The organism is Ancylobacter oerskovii, assembly GCF_018390555.1.
Lineage (GTDB): Bacteria > Pseudomonadota > Alphaproteobacteria > Rhizobiales > Xanthobacteraceae > Ancylobacter > Ancylobacter oerskovii.
Window position 1 is genome coordinate 268,314 of the sequence record NZ_JAHBGB010000002.1, and the last position, 17,958, is coordinate 286,271.

Consider the following 17,958-nt stretch of genomic DNA (forward strand, 5'->3'; position numbering starts at 1 on the left):
GCACCAAACCAGTTAGATTCTTCTCCCAACCTCGGAATGAGCGCTTCCGGCCTTTACCGCCGGAACGAGGCCAGCCGGAAAATCAGCGCAAGCCGAACATATTCGCAAGGAAACGAACGACATACACACAGGAGATACCGACCTACCGGGCAATGTCGCGCAGAAAACTCACCAGTCCGGGCCACCCTATCCATCCGCGCTCCGCCGGGCGCTTTTATGCCGGCGATCAAAATTTCCGCACCGCGGGTGAGTGACAGCCGTTTCCGAATGGTTTAACTGGACTATAAATCAGTCCAGTTTGGAGTGACGCCATGCCGAGCCTTCCGCTGTCGCCTCTGCACGAGACGATCCACAAGCAGACCGCCAAGGGGATGATCCGGGACAAGATCGTCTCGATGATCGCCTCGGGCATCCTGCAATTGGGCGACGAACTGCCGAGCGAGCGCGAGCTTTCCACCATGCTCGCCGTCAGCCGGGAGACGGTACGCGGCGCGGTTCAGCTTCTGGCGGGCGAAGGCGTGGTTCAGGTATCCCAGGGTGCGCGCACGCGCGTCACCCGCGTCGACGTCACCGTCAGCACCCAACGGATCGGCGTCACCAATCCCACCTCCATCAACGGCTACAGCCTCGAGGCGGTGCATGCCGCGCGGCTTCTGGTGGAAACCGCCGTCGCCGCCGATGCGGCCCGCAACCTAGGCGCCGACGACATCCGGCGGCTGGAAGATTCGATCGCCGCACAGGAAGAGGCGCTGAACGATCCGGTGCGGTTTCTCATCTGCGACCGCGAATTCCACCTCACCATCTACTACGCCTCCACGAACCGGCTGCTCGCGGATTTCGTCGTGGATCTCTACACCTACATGCTCGACCATCGGCGCATCGCCATGGCCGAGCCGGGGGCCATCGAGAAGAGCCTCGAGGATCACCGCTTCATCGTCAGGGCGCTGAAGATGCGCAACCCGGATGCGGTCGCAGCGGCCTTCTCCGAGCACATTCTGAGAATTCACGACACGTCGCGCGCCATCGGCGAAGGCAGCCATGCCTCGGCCGCGAAGACCCCCGCGGAACCGGTGCCCTTCAAGACCGTCGGCAGACCCTGAGGAGCAGGCTTACATGGACATATTGATCATCGGCGCGGCCGGCATGATCGGCCGCAAGCTGGCGCGCGCGCTCGCGACGGCCGGAAAGGTCAGCGGTCGGCCGATCCGCCGCATGGTGCTTGCCGATATCGTGGTGCCGGAAAAGCCGGATTTTCCCGGCGAGATCGACGCCGTCGCGATCGACCTCTCCAACCCGGGCGCCGCGGCGGCGCTGGTCGCCTCGCGGCCCGACCTCATCTTCCACCTGGCCGCCGTGGTTTCCGGCGAGGCGGAAGCGGATTTCGACAAGGGCTACAGTGTCAATCTCGATGGCACCCGCGCGCTTTTCGAGGCGGTGCGCCGCGAGGGCATGCAGCGCCCCTATATGCCACGCCTCGTCTTCACCTCGTCGATCGTGGTCTTCGGAGAGCCCCTGCCCCCGATGATCAGCGACACCCAGTGTCTGACGCCGCTGACCAGCTACGGCACCCAGAAAGCCATCGGCGAACTTCTGCTGGCAGATTATTCGCGCCGGGGCATCTTCGACGGCATCGGCATCCGCCTGCCGACGATCTCGATCCGGCCCGGCAAGCCCAACAAGGCCGCCTCCGGCTTCTTCTCGTCGATCCTCCGCGAGCCGCTCATCGGCGAGGAAGCCGTATTGCCGGTCAGCGACACGGTGCGGCACTGGTTCGCGAGCCCGCGCGCCGCCAATGGCTTCCTGCTCCACGCCGCGGAGATCGACACCCGCTCGCTCGGCCAGCTCCGCACCATCACCATGCCCGGCCTTTCGGCCACGGTCGGCGACCAGATCGAGGCGCTACGCCGCGTGGCAGGGGACGCCGCGACGCGGCTGATCCGCCGGGAACCCAACGCGACGATCGCGAACATCATCGCCGGCTGGCCGCAGAATTTCGACGCCCGCCGCGCCGAGGCGCTGGGCTTCCGCGCCGAAACCTCCTTCGAGGAGATCATCCGCGTCCATATCGAGGACGAGCTGGAAAGCGCGGTTTCGGAGAGGGCCTGACATGCTGCTCGGCGCCATCGCGGACGATTTCACCGGTGCGAGCGACCTCGCGAACACACTCGCGCGGGGCGGCATGTCGACGGTGCAGTTCTCGGGCATCGGCCACGGCGCGCGCGCGTGCGATGCGGGCGTCGTGGCGCTGAAAACCCGTTCCATCCCTGTCGCGGATGCCGTTTCCCAATCCCTCGCGGCGGTCCGATGGCTGCTCGATCAAGGATGCGAGCAGATCGTCTTCAAATACTGCTCGACCTTCGATTCGACGCCCGAGGGCAATATCGGCCCGGTCGCGGAGGCGTTGCTGGACCTTCTCGGCGCAGACATGGCCGTCGTTTGCCCCGCCTTTCCGGGCACGGGCCGGCGCCTTTTCATGGGCCATCTCTTCGTCGGCGACCGGCTGCTCTCGGAAACCGGCATGCGGCACCACCCGCTGACACCGATGGTGGATCCCGACATTCGTCGCTGGCTCGCGCGTCAGACGCAGGGGGCCGTGGGCGCCGTTCATCTGGAGACGGTCCGGGCGGGATCGGATGCGGTCCGGGCGGCCCTTCGCGCAGAGCGCGAAGCCGGCCGGCGGCTGGTCGTAATCGACGCCGTGGCGGACGAGGATCTGCTGACCATCGGCAAGGCCGTCGCCGATCATCCCCTGGTGACGGGCGGATCGGGCATCGCGCAGGGCTTGCCGGCGAATTTCCGGGCCAAGGGCCGGCTTTCGGCCGCCTTGCCCGAAACGCCGGCGGTCGATGGGCCGGCCATCGTGCTGTGCGGGTCGTGCTCCACCGCCTCCCAGCAGCAGGTGGCGCTTTATGGCGCGCACCACCCCTCCTTCGCCATTGACCCTGCCGCCCTGATGCGCGGGGAAATCACCATAGAGGCCGTCGCCTGCTGGATCCGCGAGCGGGGGGATGAGACCCCCATCATCTATTCCACGGCGGTCGCCGAAACGGTTTCCGACGCCCAGGCCCGGTTCGGGCGGGAGACGATCGCCAGCCGGATCGAGGACTTCTTCGCCCGGCTCGCGCGCCTTCTGGTCGATACCGGCCTACGCCGCGTCGTCGTGGGCGGCGGCGAGACCTCGGGCGCGGTGGTGGAGGCGCTCCAATTGGGCAGCCTGCAGGTCGGCCGGGAGATAGACCCCGGCATACCCGTGCTCGTCGGCTGGCGCGACGGTCCGGTCGCGCTGGCGTTGAAGAGCGGCAATTTCGGCGCGCCGGATGTCTTCGAGAAATCCCTGAGAGCGATGGCACGGCCATGAACGAACCGGCGATCCGCGCGAATATCGTCCGATGGGGCAAGTCGTTCTTCGAGCGCGGCCTGACGGCCGGGTCCTCGGGCAACATCTCCGCCCGCATCGACGACGGGTTTATTGCCACACCGACCAATTCCTGCCTCGGCTTCCTCGACCCGGACAGGCTCTCGAAGCTCGATGCCGCCGGCCATCATGTCGCCGGCGACCCGCCCACCAAGGAACTGCCGCTGCACTTCGCCTTCTATGAAGGCCGCCCTTGCGGCGCGGTGGTGCACCTGCACGCGACCTACGCAACCGCGCTGTCCTGCCTCTCGGATACCGACCCCGCCAATGCCCTGATCCCGCTCACACCTTATGCGGTGATGCGCGTCGGCCGGGTCCCCGTCCTGCCCTATACGCGGCCGGGTTCGGCGGACATCAAGCCGCTGATCGTCGCGGTCGTCGCGGATCATTGCGCGGCGCTTCTCGAAAATCACGGGCCGATCGTCTCGTCCGCCACGCTCGATGCCGCGGCCTACGCCATCGAGGAACTGGAAGAAGCCGCGAAGCTCGCGATCATCCTCCGTGGCCTTCCACGCCGGCAACTGACGAAAGCCGCCATCGACGACCTCAACGCCACTTTCAGGCTCCGGTGATCCATACCGAGACGCCATTCTATCCCGGGGGAAGACATGCTTGCCACGAAAACCATGCTCACGCTCGAAGCGGCCAAGGCGATCGCAGCCGCAGCCGAGGCCGAGGCGAAGAAGCTCGGCCTCAGGCTCGTCATCGCCATCGTGGATGATGGCGGGCACCTCATCCTGCTCCACCGGGACGACGGCGCACAGGTCGGCAGTGTGGAGATCGCGACGCTCAAGGCGCGCACCGCGGTGCTTTTCCGCCGCGATACGAAAGACTTCCAGGATGTCGTCGAGGGCGAAGGGCGCCTCGCCTTGCTCTGCATCCCCAACGGCGTCCCGCTCGACGGCGGCGTCTTGCTGAAGGCCGGCACGGAAATCATCGGGGCGATCGGCGTATCCGGCGCCAGCGACGAAGCGGACGGCGATGTGGGCCGCGTCGGGGCGGCGATCCTCGGCGACTATTGACGGCACTCGCCGCCACGGCCGTGAAAGTCGGTCCACGGCCGTTACCTGTTACGAGGCGGGCGCCGAAACGATGCGCCCCCTCCGATGCGCTTTCCCGCCCTTCAGGGCTCGAAGGCCATCAGGCCTCTTCGTTCAATCACGGTCCAGCGCGGTCATGCCCTCCGCGACCGGGACATCGGACCGGAGGTGGTCGTGACGGGCGCTAGCGCCACTCATACCAGCAGCGCGTGCGCCGACGCCCCCAGCGATCCCGAACACGGCGACAGACGCGGACACGTCTGCGGCGGCGGCCCGGCACGCGACGCGGAGGGGGCGGGCCCCATTGGGTTGCCTCTACCGGCGTCCCATCCGGCGTTGCGCCTGCCGCCTCGGATGCGGGATCGAGGGGAACGGCGTCCTTCAACTGCCCCAGGACCGATGCCTCGGCGGACGACATGACCGCGCCGATAGTTGCTCCCGCCCCGGCAAGACCGAGCAATCCCAACAGAAATCCCCGACGATCCATTACGTCCTCCATCCGAATGCTCCAGAAGCAGATAGGGCGCGCTTCGGATTTTGGAACATCCCGCTCCGCCCCCGGCCGGGGCGAGCCAACCATGTTCCCGCCCGAATTGTCATCGTCCCGGTCTCGTGGGGTGATCTGGTGCAGCCCGGACGGCATGCTGCGGCATGAACCTGCCGCGGGGAGAGACGGCGCGTCCGCTGCCGGCGACCATTCGGGGGCGGCGGGCCGCACAGGTCGCGGCGTGTGGAGCGACAGCAGCGAGCCGAGCCGAGCCGCGCCGCCTCCGCATCCATGGTTGCGAAAGTTTAACTATTCGCGGCGGCGAAGACATCCTATTGAGACGCCGCCCCGTGTCGCGCCCGCCCCAGGCAGCGCGATGCTCGGCATGGCCGAGCGCGACCCGCAATGCGCTCGGCCACTCTCCTCGCGGTTCTGGCACTCACCGCCCGGCATCGCGACAGCTCAAGCCCTTCAGCTTCGTCCTATCGCCGGCACGCTCGACGTCATCGAGACGTTGCGCCAGACGTCTGCCTGCCCGTGACCGACATTGACTTTGGGGAAGGCAAGTACAAGGATCCCGGTCAAAGAGAAGAACAGTGCTCCATGATCCGCACGGATCAGGCCAAGGTCAGGTGCAAGTGCCCGAGCATGTCCGCCTCCATTCGGGACTGATTCCGCCGGCAGCTGCGCGCCTGTACCGATCTCGCCCTCACGCCCCGTCCCGACGCTCCGCCCCCTTGCCCGCCCGTTTCGCGGCATCCCCGGCGCGCGGAGATGAGGCCGAGTTGCGGAAGAGAGGAATCCTATCGTGAGCCACTCCGAAGCGCTGGATGAACGCGGTCATCTTGATGACGGCATCGATCCCTCTCCCGCGCCGGACAATGGCCTTGCCGGCAACAGCCTCGCCGCGGCCGCCGCGGCGGCGCCGGTCGACAAGACCGGCAATCCCTACATAGACGGCCTCATCTACGGCGTCAGGTGGACGAGCGCGCCGACATTCAGCTTTCCCACGGCCACGTCGCAATATCCCTTCGGCTACGGGATGAACAACCAGTATAACTACCACGAGCTGCAGAACAATTTCGCTCCCGTGACGCAGCAGCAGCAGAACGCCACGCGCGCGGCCCTTATCGGCCAGGTCGTCGGCAACACGACGCAGGTCCAGACCTACAACAGCGTTTCGGCCTTCACCAAGCTCGCGATCAGCGAGCAGGGCGGCCTCGGCCAGGGGGCGAACGGGCTGGGCGATATCCGGCTCGCCATCTCCTCGGCCGCCAATCCCACGGCCTATGGCTATTATCCGCGCCAGAGCAGCAATCCCGAAACCGACCGCGGCGAGAGCGGCGATATCTGGTTCGGCACGGTCTATAACGGAACGGAGTTCGATTACCGCAAGCCGGTGCTGGGCAACTATGCCTATTACGCGCTGGTTCATGAGCTGGGCCACACGCTCGGCCTGAAGCATGGCCATGACGGTGGAGCGGGCTTCACGCTGCTGCCGGAAGACCGGGACGCCGTCGAATTCTCGCTGATGAGCTACCGCTCATATCCCGGCGGCCCGCTCAATTACCTGACGGTCGAAACATATGGTCATCCGCAGACCTATATGATGATCGACATATTGGCGCTGCAGACGCTCTACGGCGCCAATTACGACTACAACAACGGCAACACCGCCTATTCATGGAACCCGTCCACTGGGCAGATGTCGGTCAACGGCGTCGGCCAGGGCGTGCCGGGCGCCAACAGGATCCTGCTGACCATCTGGGACGGCGGCGGCACCGACATCTACGACATGTCGAACTACCCTGCCGGCGTCGCGATCGACCTCGATCCGGGCTCCTGGAGCATCACCTCGCAGCAGCAGCGCTCCGATCTGGGATATGGTCATCTGGCGCTCGGGACCGTCTACAATTCCTACCTGTTCAACGGCGATCCCGCTTCGCTGATCGAGAACGCCCTCGGCGGCGGCGGCAACGATACGCTCCACGGCAATGCCGGCCACAACGTCCTGAACGGCAATGGCGGCGCCGACAGCATGGCCGGGCGCGACGGCGACGACAGCTATGTGGTCGATCATTCCGACGACACGGTCGTCGAGACGGCGAACCAGGGCACCGACACCGTCTATGTGCGGTTCAGCGGCTATGTGCTGCCGGCGAATGTCGAGCAGGGCAAGGCGGAGGAAGGCTTCGGCAACATCGAGTTGCGGGGCAACGACCTCGCCAACCTGCTGGCGGGCAATGCCGGCAGCAACGCGCTTTATGGCGGCGCCGATGCCGACGTGCTCTACGGCATGGGGGGCAACGACCATCTCGACGGCGGCAGCGGCGGCGACGCGCTGATCGGCGGCACCGGCAACGACACCTATATCGTCGACAGCCTCTCCGACGTGGTCTACGAGGCCCCCGCCCAGGGCACCGATACGCTGTGGACCTCGGTCAGCCGTGGGTTGGACAACGACTTCGAGAACATCGTGCTGTTCGGGACGGCGACCGATGCCGGCGGCAATGGCAGGAACAACATCGTCACCGGCAACGAACTCGGCAACAATCTCTATGGCGGCGGCGGAGCGGACAGTCTCTACGGCCATGACGGCAACGACCGGCTGTTCGGCGAGAGCGGCAACGACTACATGACCGGCGGCAAGGGCACCGACGCCTATTATGGCGGGCTGGGCTATGACTACGCCATTATCGAGCAGGGCGGCGGGGTCGACTATTTCGTCGACTGGAACGTCACCCGCGACCGGGTGGTGTTCGACAGCGCGATCTTCGCCTCGCTGGAGGTGGCGCTGGCGGCGGCGTTCCAGAGCGAGACGGATGTGGTGATCTGGGACGGCAGCGACGGCATCGTGCTGCAGAACGCCAAGCTCGCCTCCCTCACCGACAGCAATTTCCTGTTCGTCTGAGATCCGGGCGCCGGTGGCTGGCGCCTCGCCCGTTACGGCCCCTCGCCCGACACCACTCTCCCGCCGCGACGCCGCCATCGCCGCAGCCCGATCGGGCCTCCAGCGGCAAGCCGGCACCCGGAAATGTCCGCCTCAGGCGTCGGCCTTCTTCCCATATGCCGCCATGAAGACCCGCACCGCGCGGTCGACATGTTCTTCGATTTCCGCGGGCGTCGGCGTCGCGGTGGTGCCGCCGAACAACTGGCCCTTCACCAGCTTGCCCTGGCACATGTTGAGGAACATGTGCGCGGCCGAGATCTCGTCGTCCAGCACCAGGCGGCCGAGATCGGCCTGCTGGCGCAATATGTCGGCGAGCCGCCGCCCGCCGTGGCAGGGGCCGGCCTCGAAAAACACCTGTCCGATATGCGGCAGCTTCTCGGCAGCCCCGATCACCATGCGGATCAGCCGGATGTGATCGGGCTGCAGCATCATCGTCATGAAGGAAATGCCGATGCGGCGCAGGAACGCCACGGTATCGTCGGCCGACGGATCGACCACGAACAGATGCTCGGCCGAACGGGCGCGGTCATTGAGCACCAGCGCCTCGAAGAGATCTTCCTTGCTGCCGAAATAGACGTAGATCGTCGCTTTGGAGACGCCCGCCGCCTTGGCGACCTCGTCCATGCTGGCGCCGTCATAGCCCTTCTCGAAGAAGACCCGCCGCGCGCCGTCGATGATCTCGCGGCGCTTCGACGATTCCTGTTCGGTACGCGGGGCGGCTCGTCCCGTGGGCTTCTCGACGATCTCGTTCATGCTTGCCTCCGGCTTTTCGACAAAGGCCACGGCGGGCCTCGCTGTCAAGCCTATTGACTAAACTGTTTAGTTTGATATGCAACAGAGAAATTGAACTGAACGGTTTAGTTGCAGCGTCCAGCGCTGCCGGAGGGCGATCATGGCTCAAGTCGAAGCGAAGGCAGTGCAAGCCGTGGAGACGGAACAGCGGCGCGGCAGCGACCCGGTGCCGCTCACCCTGCGCAAGCCGGCAGCGGAAGCTCCCGCGCCGGGCGGCGCGGTCGAGGCGGCGCCCGCCCGGCCCAAGCGCTCGCGCAAGCGGCTCGTGCTCGGCGCCGTGCTGCTCGCCGTCATCGCCGGCGGCAGCTATTACGGGCTCGACTGGTGGAAGGTCGGCCGGTTCCAGGTGTCGACCGACGACGCCTATGTCGGCGCCGACACCTCCATCCTCGCGGCCAAGGTCAGCGGCCACATACTGGGCGTCGAGGTGGATACCAACCAGCCGGTCAAGGCGGGCGACGTCATCGCCCGCATCGACGATGGCGACTACAAGCTCGCCTTGCAGGCGGCGGAGAACAAGATCGCCACCCAGCAGGCGACGATCGACCGCTATGGCCGGCAGATCGACGCGGCGCAGGCGAGCGTCGACCAGGCGCAGGCGCAGCAGGCCTCCACCGAGGCGGAGCTCAAGCGCACCCAGCTCGAATTCGATCGGCAGTCGGAGCTGGTGAAGTCGCAATATTCCAGCCGGGCGACGCTCGACAACGCCCGTGCCGACCGCGACAAGGCGCAGGCCGCCGTCGATGCCGCCAAGGCGGCCGTGACCTCGGCACAGGCCAATGTCGCGGTGCTCGACGCCCAGCGCACCGAGGCCACCCGCCTGCTCGACGAGTACCGCACCTCGCGCGACCAGGCGCAGCGCGACCTCGACTTCACCGTGGTGCGCGCGCCCTTCGACGGCATCGTCGGCAATCGCGCCGTGCAGGTCGGCCAGCTGGTGCAGGCCGGCACCCGGCTGGCGGCGCTGGTGCCGATCAGCGAGGTCTATGTCGACGCCAATTTCAAGGAAACGCAGCTGGAGCGGCTGCATCCCGGCCAGCGGGTCGATATCTCCGTCGATGCCTATCCCGACGAGACGTTCCATGGCCAGGTGGTCAGCGTCGCGCCGGCCTCGGGCTCGGTGTTCAGCCTGCTGCCGCCGGAGAACGCCACCGGCAACTTCACCAAGATCGTCCAGCGCGTGCCGGTGCGCGTCGAGCTCGACGCGGCGGCGCGGGCCAAGGCGGAGCTGCGGCCCGGCATGTCGGTGATCGCCACCGTCAACACCCGCACCGGCGGCTGAGCGCACGCGCGATCACATCCTGTAGAGCGCCCAGGAGGGCGTCATGTCGGATACATTGACCCTCGGTGCCGCCGGCGCGCGTCCCGCCTCCTCGGAAGGGAGGCGGATGTTCGCCTTCCTGTGCATGGTCTTCGGCATGTTCATGGCGATCCTGGACATCCAGATCGTCTCGGCTTCGCTGTCGGAGATCCAGGCCGGCCTCGCCGCCAGTTCCGACGAGATCTCCTGGGTGCAGACCAGCTACCTCATCGCCGAAGTGGTGATGATCCCGCTCTCGGGCTTCCTGTCGCGCGCCCTCTCGACGCGCTGGCTGTTCGTCGCCTCGGCGGCCGGCTTCACGCTGATGAGCTTCCTGTGCGCCACGGCGACCAGCATCGAGCAGATGATCGTCTATCGCGCCCTGCAGGGCTTCCTCGGCGGCGGCATGATCCCCACCGTCTTCGCCGCCGCCTATTCGATCTTCCCGCGCGAGAAGCAGCCCATCGTCACGCCGATGATCGGCCTCGTCGCCACCCTCGCCCCCACCATCGGCCCGACCATCGGCGGCTATCTCACCGACCTGTTCTCCTGGCACTGGCTGTTCCTCGTCAACGTCGTGCCCGGCCTCTTCGTCATGGTGGCCACCGCGGTGCTGGTCGATTTCGACGAGCCGGACTTCTCGCTGCTGGAACGCTTCGACTGGTGGGGCCTGCTCTTCATGGCCGGCTTCCTCGGCAGTCTCGAATTCGTACTGGAGGAAGGCCCGACCAATGACTGGTTCGAGGACGAGGCCATCTTCGTCTTCGCCATCGTCGGCGCGGTGTCGTCCGTCGCCTTCTTCGCCCGCGTGCTGATGGCGAAGGAGCCGGTGGTGGATCTCAAGGCCTTCGCCAACCGCAATTTCTCGGTCGGCTCCGCCTTCAGCTTCGTGCTGGGCATCGGGCTTTACGGGCTCACCTATCTCTACCCGCTCTATCTCGCCCGGGTGCGCGGCTATTCGGCGCTGATGATCGGCGAGACCATGTTCGTCTCCGGCCTCGCCATGTTCCTCACCGCACCGCTGGCCGGGCGGCTGGTGGCGAAGGTCGATCCGCGGCTGATGATCGGCTTCGGCTTCACCGCCTTCGCCATCGGCACCTGGCAGGTCACCGGCCTCACCAAGGACTGGGACTTCTGGGAGCTGCTGGTGCCGCAGATCCTGCGCGGCGTCGGGCTGATGATGGCGATGATCCCCATCAACAACATCTCGCTCGGCACCCTGCCGCCGGCGCAGCTGAAGAACGCCTCGGGCCTGTTCAACCTGATGCGCAATCTCGGCGGCGCGGTCGGCCTCGCCCTCATCAACACCGTGCTGAACGATCGCTGGGACCTGCACCTCGCCCGGCTGCACGAGAAGGTGCAATGGGCCAGCGTGACCGCGGTCGAACGGCTCGATTCCATGACCAAGGCGCTGGCGCCGCTCGGCTCGGATGCGGATATCGCCGCCCTGAAGAAGATGGCCGCGCAGGTGCGTATCGAGGCGGAGGTGATGGCCTTCTCCGATGTGTTCCTGGTGCTGACCGGCCTGTTCTGCCTGCTGGTGATCGCCGCGCCGCTGATGCGCCGCCCCGTCCACAAGGGCGGCGGCGGCGGCCACTAGGCCCGCCATTTCAGGCCCGGCCCGCCGCCTCGGCCGGGCCTGCCGCGGCACCGCCCTGCCCCCGCGCGGCCGCTGGAAACGGTTGCGCCGCGCCAATGGCGGGCGCATAAGCGCGGCGAACAAATTGGAGGAATTCCATGCCGGCCTATCGCTCTCGCACCACCACCCATGGGCGGAACATGGCCGGTGCGCGCGGCCTCTGGCGCGCCACCGGCATGAAGGACGACGATTTCGGCAAGCCGATCATCGCGGTGGTCAACTCGTTCACCCAGTTCGTGCCCGGCCATGTCCACCTGAAGGACCTCGGCCAGCTGGTGGCGCGCGAGATCGAGGCGGCCGGCGGCGTCGCCAAGGAATTCAACACCATCGCGGTCGATGACGGCATCGCCATGGGCCATGACGGCATGCTCTATTCGCTGCCGTCGCGCGAGCTCATCGCCGACAGCGTGGAGTACATGGTCAACGCGCATTGCGCCGATGCCATGGTCTGCATTTCCAACTGCGACAAGATCACGCCGGGCATGCTGATGGCGTCGCTGCGCCTCAACATCCCCACCGTCTTCGTCTCCGGCGGCCCGATGGAGGCCGGCAAGGTGGTGCTGGGCGGCAAGACCAAGGCGCTCGACCTCGTCGACGCCATGGTGGCCGCCGCCGACGACCGCATCGCCGACGAGGATGTGAAGGCCATCGAGCGCTCGGCCTGCCCGACCTGCGGCTCCTGCTCGGGCATGTTCACCGCCAATTCGATGAACTGCCTCACCGAGGCGCTCGGCCTCTCGCTGCCGGGCAACGGCTCGACGCTGGCCACCCATGCCGACCGCAAGCGACTGTTCGTCGAGGCCGGCCATCTCATCGTCGATCTCGCCCGCCGCTATTACGAGCAGGAAGATGCCGGCGTGCTGCCGCGCGCCATCGCCAGCTTCGCCGCCTTCGAGAACGCCATGACGCTGGACATCGCCATGGGCGGTTCCACCAACACCGTGCTGCATCTGCTGGCGGCCGCGCATGAGGGCGAGGTGCCCTTCACCATGGCCGACATCGACCGCCTCTCGCGGCGGGTGCCGGTGCTGTGCAAGGTGGCGCCGGCGGTCGGCGACGTGCACATGGAAGACGTCCACCATGCTGGCGGCATCATGGGCATTCTCGGCGAACTCGACCGCGCGGGGCTGCTCGACACCAGCGTCGGCTCGGTCCATGCGACCAGCCTGAAGGCGGCGCTCGACCATTGGGACGTCAAGCGCAGCTCCAGCGAAGCGGTGCACGACTTCTACCGCGCCGGGCCGGGCGGCGTGCCCACCCAGGTCGCGTTCAGCCAGTCCGCCCGCTATGACGACGTCGACACCAACCGCGAAACCGGGGTGATCCGCGATCACGAGCACGCCTTCTCCAAGGATGGCGGCCTCGCGGTGCTCTACGGCAACCTCGCCGAGGACGGCTGCATCGTGAAGACGGCCGGCGTCGATGAGAGCATCCTCAAATTCACCGGCACCGCCACCGTGTTCGAGAGCCAGGACGACGCCGTCTCCGGCATTCTCGGCAACCGGGTCAAGCCGGGCCAGATCGTGCTGATCCGCTATGAGGGCCCGCGCGGCGGCCCGGGCATGCAGGAGATGCTCTATCCCACGAGCTACCTGAAGTCGAAGGGCCTCGGCAAGCTCTGCGCCCTCGTCACCGACGGGCGCTTCTCCGGCGGCTCCTCGGGCCTGTCCATCGGCCACGTCTCGCCGGAAGCGGCGGAAGGCGGCACCATCGGCCTGGTGCGCGAGGGCGACACCATCGAGATCGACATCCCCAACCGCCGCATCCACCTCGCGGTCGACGACGCCGAGCTCGCCGCCCGCCGGGAAGAGCAGGAAGCCAAGGGCTGGAAGCCGGCGGCGCCGCGCAAGCGCAACGTCACCACCGCGCTCAAGGCCTATGCGGCGCTGGCCACCAGCGCCGCCAAGGGCGCGGTCCGCCAGGTGCCGTGACGCGCGCCGCCGCAAGCTGACGCGAACGCGGCCGGCCACCGCTCGCCTCTCGGCGGGCGGCGTTCCGGCCGCGGCGTCGGACGGGGCGTTTCCCGTCCCGCCTCGGGACAAAGCCGCCCCTGCCCCGCACAGGCATTGCCCGCCCGATGCAGGGCCGACCGTCTCAGCTGGTGCCGAGGTCGATGTTCTTCAGCGGCAGCTGACGCACGCGCTTGCCGGTGGCGGCGAACACCGCGTTGAGCACCGCCGGCGCCGCGACCGCGATGGTCGGCTCGCCGACGCCGCCCCAGAAACCGCCCGACGGCACGGTGATCACCTCGACCTCCGGCATCTCGTCCAGCCGCATGACGTTGTAGGTGTCGAAATTCTCCTCGACGATGCGCCCGTCCTTCACCGTGCACTCGCCATAGAGCATGGCGGAGAGCCCGTAGACGAAGGAGCCGGCGATCTGCGCCTCCACCTGCTGCGGATTGACGACATAGCCGGGATCGGTCGCCGCCACGATGCGGTGGATCTTGAGCCGGCCACCCGTCACCGACACCTCCGCCGCCGCCGCCACATAGCTGCCGAAGCCCATGACCTGGGCGAGGCCGCGATGCACGCCGTCCGCCGGCTTGGTCGTCTCCCAGCCGATGCCCTTCGCGGCGGCCTCCAGCACGGCGAGGTGCTTGGGATGGTTCGCCATCAGCTTGCGGCGGAACACCAGCGGATCGGTATTGGCCGCCTGCGCCATCTCGTCGATGAAGCATTCGAGATAGACGGCGTTCTGGTTAAGATTGACGCCGCGCCAGGCGCCGGGCCGGATATGCGGGTTGCGCATCGCATGGTCGATGAGCAGGTTCGGGATGGTGTAGCCGATCGCCATCTCCGCCCCGCCGGGCAGCAATCCCTGGAAGGTGACCGGGTCGCCATTGGCGGTCATGATCGAGGGGCGCATATAGGCCATGATCGATTGGCCGGAAATGCGCATGTGCAACGCTTCCACATTGCCATCCGCATCCAGCACGCCGCGCAGGCGGCATTGGGTGACGGGGTGGAAGCGCCCCTGCACCATGTCCTCCTCGCGGGTCCACATCATCTTCACCGGCGTGCCGGGGATCTCCTTCGCGATGCGGGTCGCCATGGTCACGTATTCGGTGGTGAGCCGACGCCCGAAGCTGCCGCCGATGCGCGTGACATGCACCTCGCACGCCTCGACCGGCAGGCCGGCGGCACTCGCCAGCGCGTCGAGCGCCGCCTCGGCCACCTGCGTCGGGGCCCACATCTCGCAGCGCTCGGGCGTCCAGCGCACCGTGGCGTTGATGACCTCCATCGGCGCGTGATTCTGGTAGGGAAAGCCGTAATCCGCCTCGATCACCCGGCCGGCGCCGGCCAGCACCGCCTTGGCGTCGCCGACGCGGTTGCCGACGAACTGGGTGTCGGCGGTCAGGCCCTCCCGCAGCATCTCGGTGATGGTCTCGCTGGAGACATTGGCATTCGGCCCGTTGTCCCATTCGACGGGTAGCGCATCGAGCGCGGTCTTGGCGCGCCAGAAGGTATCGGCGACCACCGCCACCGTCTCGTCGTCGACGCGCAGCATATGCTTCACGCCGCGCATCTTCGCCACCGCCGCCGCGTCGAAGCTCTTCAGCTTGCCGCCATGCACCGGGCAGGCCTTGGGAATGGCGACCAGCATGCCCGGCATGGAAATGTCCATGCCATAGACCAGCGAGCCGTTGAGCTTGTCGAGCGTGTCGAGCCGCTTCACCGGCTGGCCGGCGATGGTCCAGTCCTTCGGGTCCTTCAGCGTGACGGCGGTCGGGGGCGCGATGCCGTTCGCCGCTGCCGCGACCGCGCCATAGGTGGTCGAGCGCCCGCTTGCCTGGTGGGTGACGACGCCCTTCGCCACGGTGCATTGCGCCGCCGGCACGCCCCAGCCTTGCGCCGCGGCCTGCACCAGCATGGCCCGCGCGGTGGCGCCGCCCGTGCGGACATATTCCTGCGAGCCGCGTATGGCGCGCGAACCGCCGGTCGACATGTCCCGCCAGACCCGCTCGCGGCGCCGGTTCTCGCTCGGCTTGACGAGTTCGAACCGCACCTTGTCCCAGTCGCAGTCGAGTTCTTCGGCGACGAGCTGGGCGAGGCCGGTCAGCGAGCCCTGCCCCATCTCGGCGCGGGCGATGCGGATGATCACCGTCTCGTCCGGCTGGATCACCACCCAGGCATTCACCTCCGGCGCGGCCGCCTGTGTCGCCGCCCGCACCGGGAGCGGAAAGGAGAAGCCGAAGCTGAAGGCGCCGGCGGCGGCACCCGCGCCGGCGAGGAAGCCGCGACGGGAGAGGCGGCCGGCGGCGCGCATCGCGGAAGTCCGTTCGTGCGTGGTCATCGACGCCTCCCTCAGCCGCGGCTCGTGGACATGATCTCGGCGGCGAGCTTCACCCCCGCCAGCACCCGCGGATAGGTCCCGCAGCGGCAGATATTGGTGATCTCGGCCCGGATATCGTCGTCGCTGGGATTGGGGTTCTGCGTCAGCAGCGAGGAGGCCGCCATGATCATGCCGACCTGGCAGTAGCCGCACTGGGCGACGTCGAGCTCGGCCCAGGCCTGCTGCACCGGGTGGGGCGTCTCCGCGCCGAGCCCCTCTATGGTGACGATCCTGTTCTCTTCGGTCACCGCACTGACCGGCAGCGCGCAGGAGCGCGTCGCCACCCCGTCCAGATGTACGGTGCAGGCGCCGCACTGGGCGACGCCGCAGCCATATTTGGTGCCGGTCAGCCCGACATGCTCGCGCAGGACCCACAGAAGAGGCGTGTCGTCCTCGACATCGACCTCGACCACTTTTCCGTTGACGTTGAGCTTCGCCATCTCTCGCTCCCGGCTTGAGGTGAAGGTGGGCTAGTTCGCGATCGCCAGCCCTTGCAGATAGGCGGCGATGTTCGCGCGGTCGGCGGCGTTGGCGATGGACACCGTCATCGTGGTGCCCGGCACCATCGCGCGCGGATTGGCAATGAAGGTTTCGAGCTGCGCCGCGTCCCAGGTCACGTCGAGCTCCCGCATCTTCTGCGAATAGCGCGCGCCCTCGACGCTGCCCGCCTTGCGCCCGACAATGCCGGCCAGCGAGGGGCCGATGCGGTTCTGTCCCGCCTCGATGGAATGACAGGAAGAGCAACGCTGCCGGTACAGCCGCTCGCCGACGGCGGCATCCTGGGCGGAAGCCAACCCGGCCGCCCCGGAAAACAGGAAAACCAGGCTCCAGAAGCCGACGATCCGCATCATGCTCATCTCGCTGCCCACATACCGCTCCGCGACCCGAGAGGGTCGCCCGCCCAGGACCATCGAGGCCGCACCTCGCCGTTGCCGGCTCGTGACGGACCGGATGGTCACCTTGGAATCGATCGACGTTAGGTTAGCTCAGGCCATGGCCGGCCATTAGACCCTCAGGAGCGCATACGCCTATGACGGCCGTTCATGAATGACCCAGCGTAAGGCACCGGGGCATGACGACGCGCCCCCGCCTCACCCCCTGTATCTCAGCGCATCGACAAGCACCGAAAACGCCGCGGAAGGTTGCCGCCGGCTGGGATAATAGAGGTGGTAGCCGGGAAATGGCGGGCACCAGTCCTCCAGCACGCGGATCAGCCGGCCCTCCGCTATATGTTCGGTCACCCGGTCTTCCATCACGAAGCCGAGACCGAAGCCCGCCAGGGCCGCCAGTGTGACCATGCGGATCCCGTTGAAGGCCAGCTGGCCTTCCACCCGCACCCGCAGTTCCCGGCCGTCCTTCTCCAGTTCCCAGGCATAGAGCCCGCCGGAGCTCAGCATGCGCAGGTTGATGCAGCGATGATCGGCGAGATCGTTGGGCGTGAGGGGTAGGGGATGGGTCTCGAAATAGGCGGGCGAGCCCACCACCGCCATCCGCAATTCCGGGCCGATGCGCACCGCCACCATGTCCTTGGCCAGCGCTTCGCCGAGGCGGACGCCGGCATCGAAACGCTCGGCGACGATATCGGTGAAGCTGGAATCCACGCCCAGCTCGACATGGATGTCGGGATAATTCGGCAGGAATTTCTCGAGCGCCGGCCAGAGAATGGTCTCCACCGCATGCTCGGCGGCGGTGATGCGGATGCTCCCGGCCGGCTTCTCGCGCAATTCGCTCAGCGAGGCGATTTCGGCGCTGATGCTCTCGAGCGCCGGGCGCAGGGTGCCGAGCAGGCGCTCGCCCGCCGCCGTCGGCGCGACGCTGCGGGTGGTGCGCATCAGGAGGCGCACGCCGAGCTGGGTTTCCAGCCGCCTGACGGTATGGCTGAGCGAGGATTGGGAGGTGCCCAGCCTGGCGGCGGCGCGGGTGAAGCTGCTTTCCTCGGCAACCGCCAGAAACGCATTGAGATCGGCGAGATCCTCGCGACGCATTCATGAACTCCGGAT

The 17,958-nt window shown here is 67.2% G+C and carries 14 protein-coding genes; 9 read left to right on the top strand and 5 right to left on the bottom strand.

What is annotated here, in order from left to right:
- Positions 1 to 311: 311 nt before the first annotated feature.
- The 6 genes from KHC19_RS01545 to KHC19_RS26280 all read left to right on the top strand — a co-directional run bounded on the left by KHC19_RS01545 (position 312) and on the right by KHC19_RS26280 (position 7,853).
- Positions 312 to 1,100 carry a FadR/GntR family transcriptional regulator gene (locus tag KHC19_RS01545; RefSeq protein WP_213350257.1) on the top strand — a complete coding sequence of 263 codons (789 nt, stop codon included), beginning with the start codon at positions 312 to 314 and terminating at the stop codon, positions 1,098 to 1,100.
- Positions 1,101 to 1,113: 13 nt separating this feature from the next.
- Positions 1,114 to 2,106 (top strand): D-erythronate dehydrogenase, encoded by a 993-nt coding sequence (gene denD / locus KHC19_RS01550; protein ID WP_213350258.1) that lies wholly within the window; start codon positions 1,114 to 1,116, stop codon positions 2,104 to 2,106.
- 1 nt (position 2,107) lies between these two features.
- The gene (gene otnK / locus KHC19_RS01555) at positions 2,108 to 3,358 is read left to right on the top strand and encodes a 3-oxo-tetronate kinase (protein ID WP_213350259.1); all 1,251 of its coding nucleotides are present in this window, start codon (positions 2,108 to 2,110) and stop codon (positions 3,356 to 3,358) included.
- Complete coding sequence (gene otnC, locus KHC19_RS01560; protein ID WP_213350260.1) at positions 3,355 to 3,987, top strand: 3-oxo-tetronate 4-phosphate decarboxylase; 633 nt, start codon at positions 3,355 to 3,357, stop codon at positions 3,985 to 3,987. Before otnK ends, otnC begins: the two co-directional genes overlap by 4 nt.
- 36 nt (positions 3,988 to 4,023) lie before the next feature.
- Positions 4,024 to 4,437, top strand: a complete 414-nt coding sequence (locus tag KHC19_RS01565; protein ID WP_213350261.1) for a GlcG/HbpS family heme-binding protein — start codon at positions 4,024 to 4,026, stop codon at positions 4,435 to 4,437.
- Between the two features lie 1,313 nt (positions 4,438 to 5,750).
- Positions 5,751 to 7,853, top strand: coding sequence for a M10 family metallopeptidase C-terminal domain-containing protein (locus tag KHC19_RS26280; RefSeq protein WP_213350262.1), 2,103 nt, complete (start codon positions 5,751 to 5,753; stop codon positions 7,851 to 7,853).
- 132 nt (positions 7,854 to 7,985) lie between these two features.
- Here KHC19_RS26280 and KHC19_RS01575 read toward each other — a convergent pair whose 3' ends face one another.
- Positions 7,986 to 8,645 carry a TetR/AcrR family transcriptional regulator gene (locus KHC19_RS01575; RefSeq protein WP_213350263.1) on the bottom strand — a complete coding sequence of 220 codons (660 nt, stop codon included), beginning with the start codon at positions 8,643 to 8,645 and terminating at the stop codon, positions 7,986 to 7,988.
- A 139-nt stretch (positions 8,646 to 8,784) separates the two neighbouring features.
- Here KHC19_RS01575 and KHC19_RS01580 point away from each other — a divergent pair, with 139 nt between their 5' ends.
- From KHC19_RS01580 to ilvD, 3 genes are all read left to right on the top strand, one after another.
- Positions 8,785 to 9,966, top strand: a complete 1,182-nt coding sequence (locus KHC19_RS01580) for an HlyD family secretion protein (protein ID WP_213350264.1) — start codon at positions 8,785 to 8,787, stop codon at positions 9,964 to 9,966.
- Between the two features lie 43 nt (positions 9,967 to 10,009).
- Complete coding sequence (locus KHC19_RS01585) at positions 10,010 to 11,584, top strand: DHA2 family efflux MFS transporter permease subunit (protein ID WP_213350265.1); 1,575 nt, start codon at positions 10,010 to 10,012, stop codon at positions 11,582 to 11,584.
- Positions 11,585 to 11,721: 137 nt separating this feature from the next.
- On the top strand, positions 11,722 to 13,554 hold the full coding sequence (ilvD, locus tag KHC19_RS01590; RefSeq protein WP_213350266.1) for a dihydroxy-acid dehydratase: 1,833 nt from the start codon (positions 11,722 to 11,724) through the stop codon (positions 13,552 to 13,554).
- A gap of 163 nt (positions 13,555 to 13,717) precedes the next feature.
- Here the strand turns inward: ilvD and KHC19_RS01595 are convergent, their stop codons facing one another.
- The 4 genes from KHC19_RS01595 to KHC19_RS01610 all read right to left on the bottom strand — a co-directional run bounded on the left by KHC19_RS01595 (position 13,718) and on the right by KHC19_RS01610 (position 17,943).
- Complete coding sequence (locus KHC19_RS01595; RefSeq protein WP_246548084.1) at positions 13,718 to 15,919, bottom strand: xanthine dehydrogenase family protein molybdopterin-binding subunit; 2,202 nt, start codon at positions 15,917 to 15,919, stop codon at positions 13,718 to 13,720.
- Between the two features lie 11 nt (positions 15,920 to 15,930).
- Entirely contained in the window at positions 15,931 to 16,398 is a 468-nt protein-coding gene (locus KHC19_RS01600) for a (2Fe-2S)-binding protein (RefSeq protein ID WP_213350267.1), read from the bottom strand.
- 30 nt (positions 16,399 to 16,428) lie between these two features.
- Complete coding sequence (locus tag KHC19_RS01605) at positions 16,429 to 16,809, bottom strand: c-type cytochrome (protein WP_246548086.1); 381 nt, start codon at positions 16,807 to 16,809, stop codon at positions 16,429 to 16,431.
- Between the two features lie 240 nt (positions 16,810 to 17,049).
- Entirely contained in the window at positions 17,050 to 17,943 is an 894-nt protein-coding gene (locus tag KHC19_RS01610; RefSeq protein WP_213350268.1) for a LysR family transcriptional regulator, read from the bottom strand.
- Positions 17,944 to 17,958 lie beyond the last annotated feature (15 nt).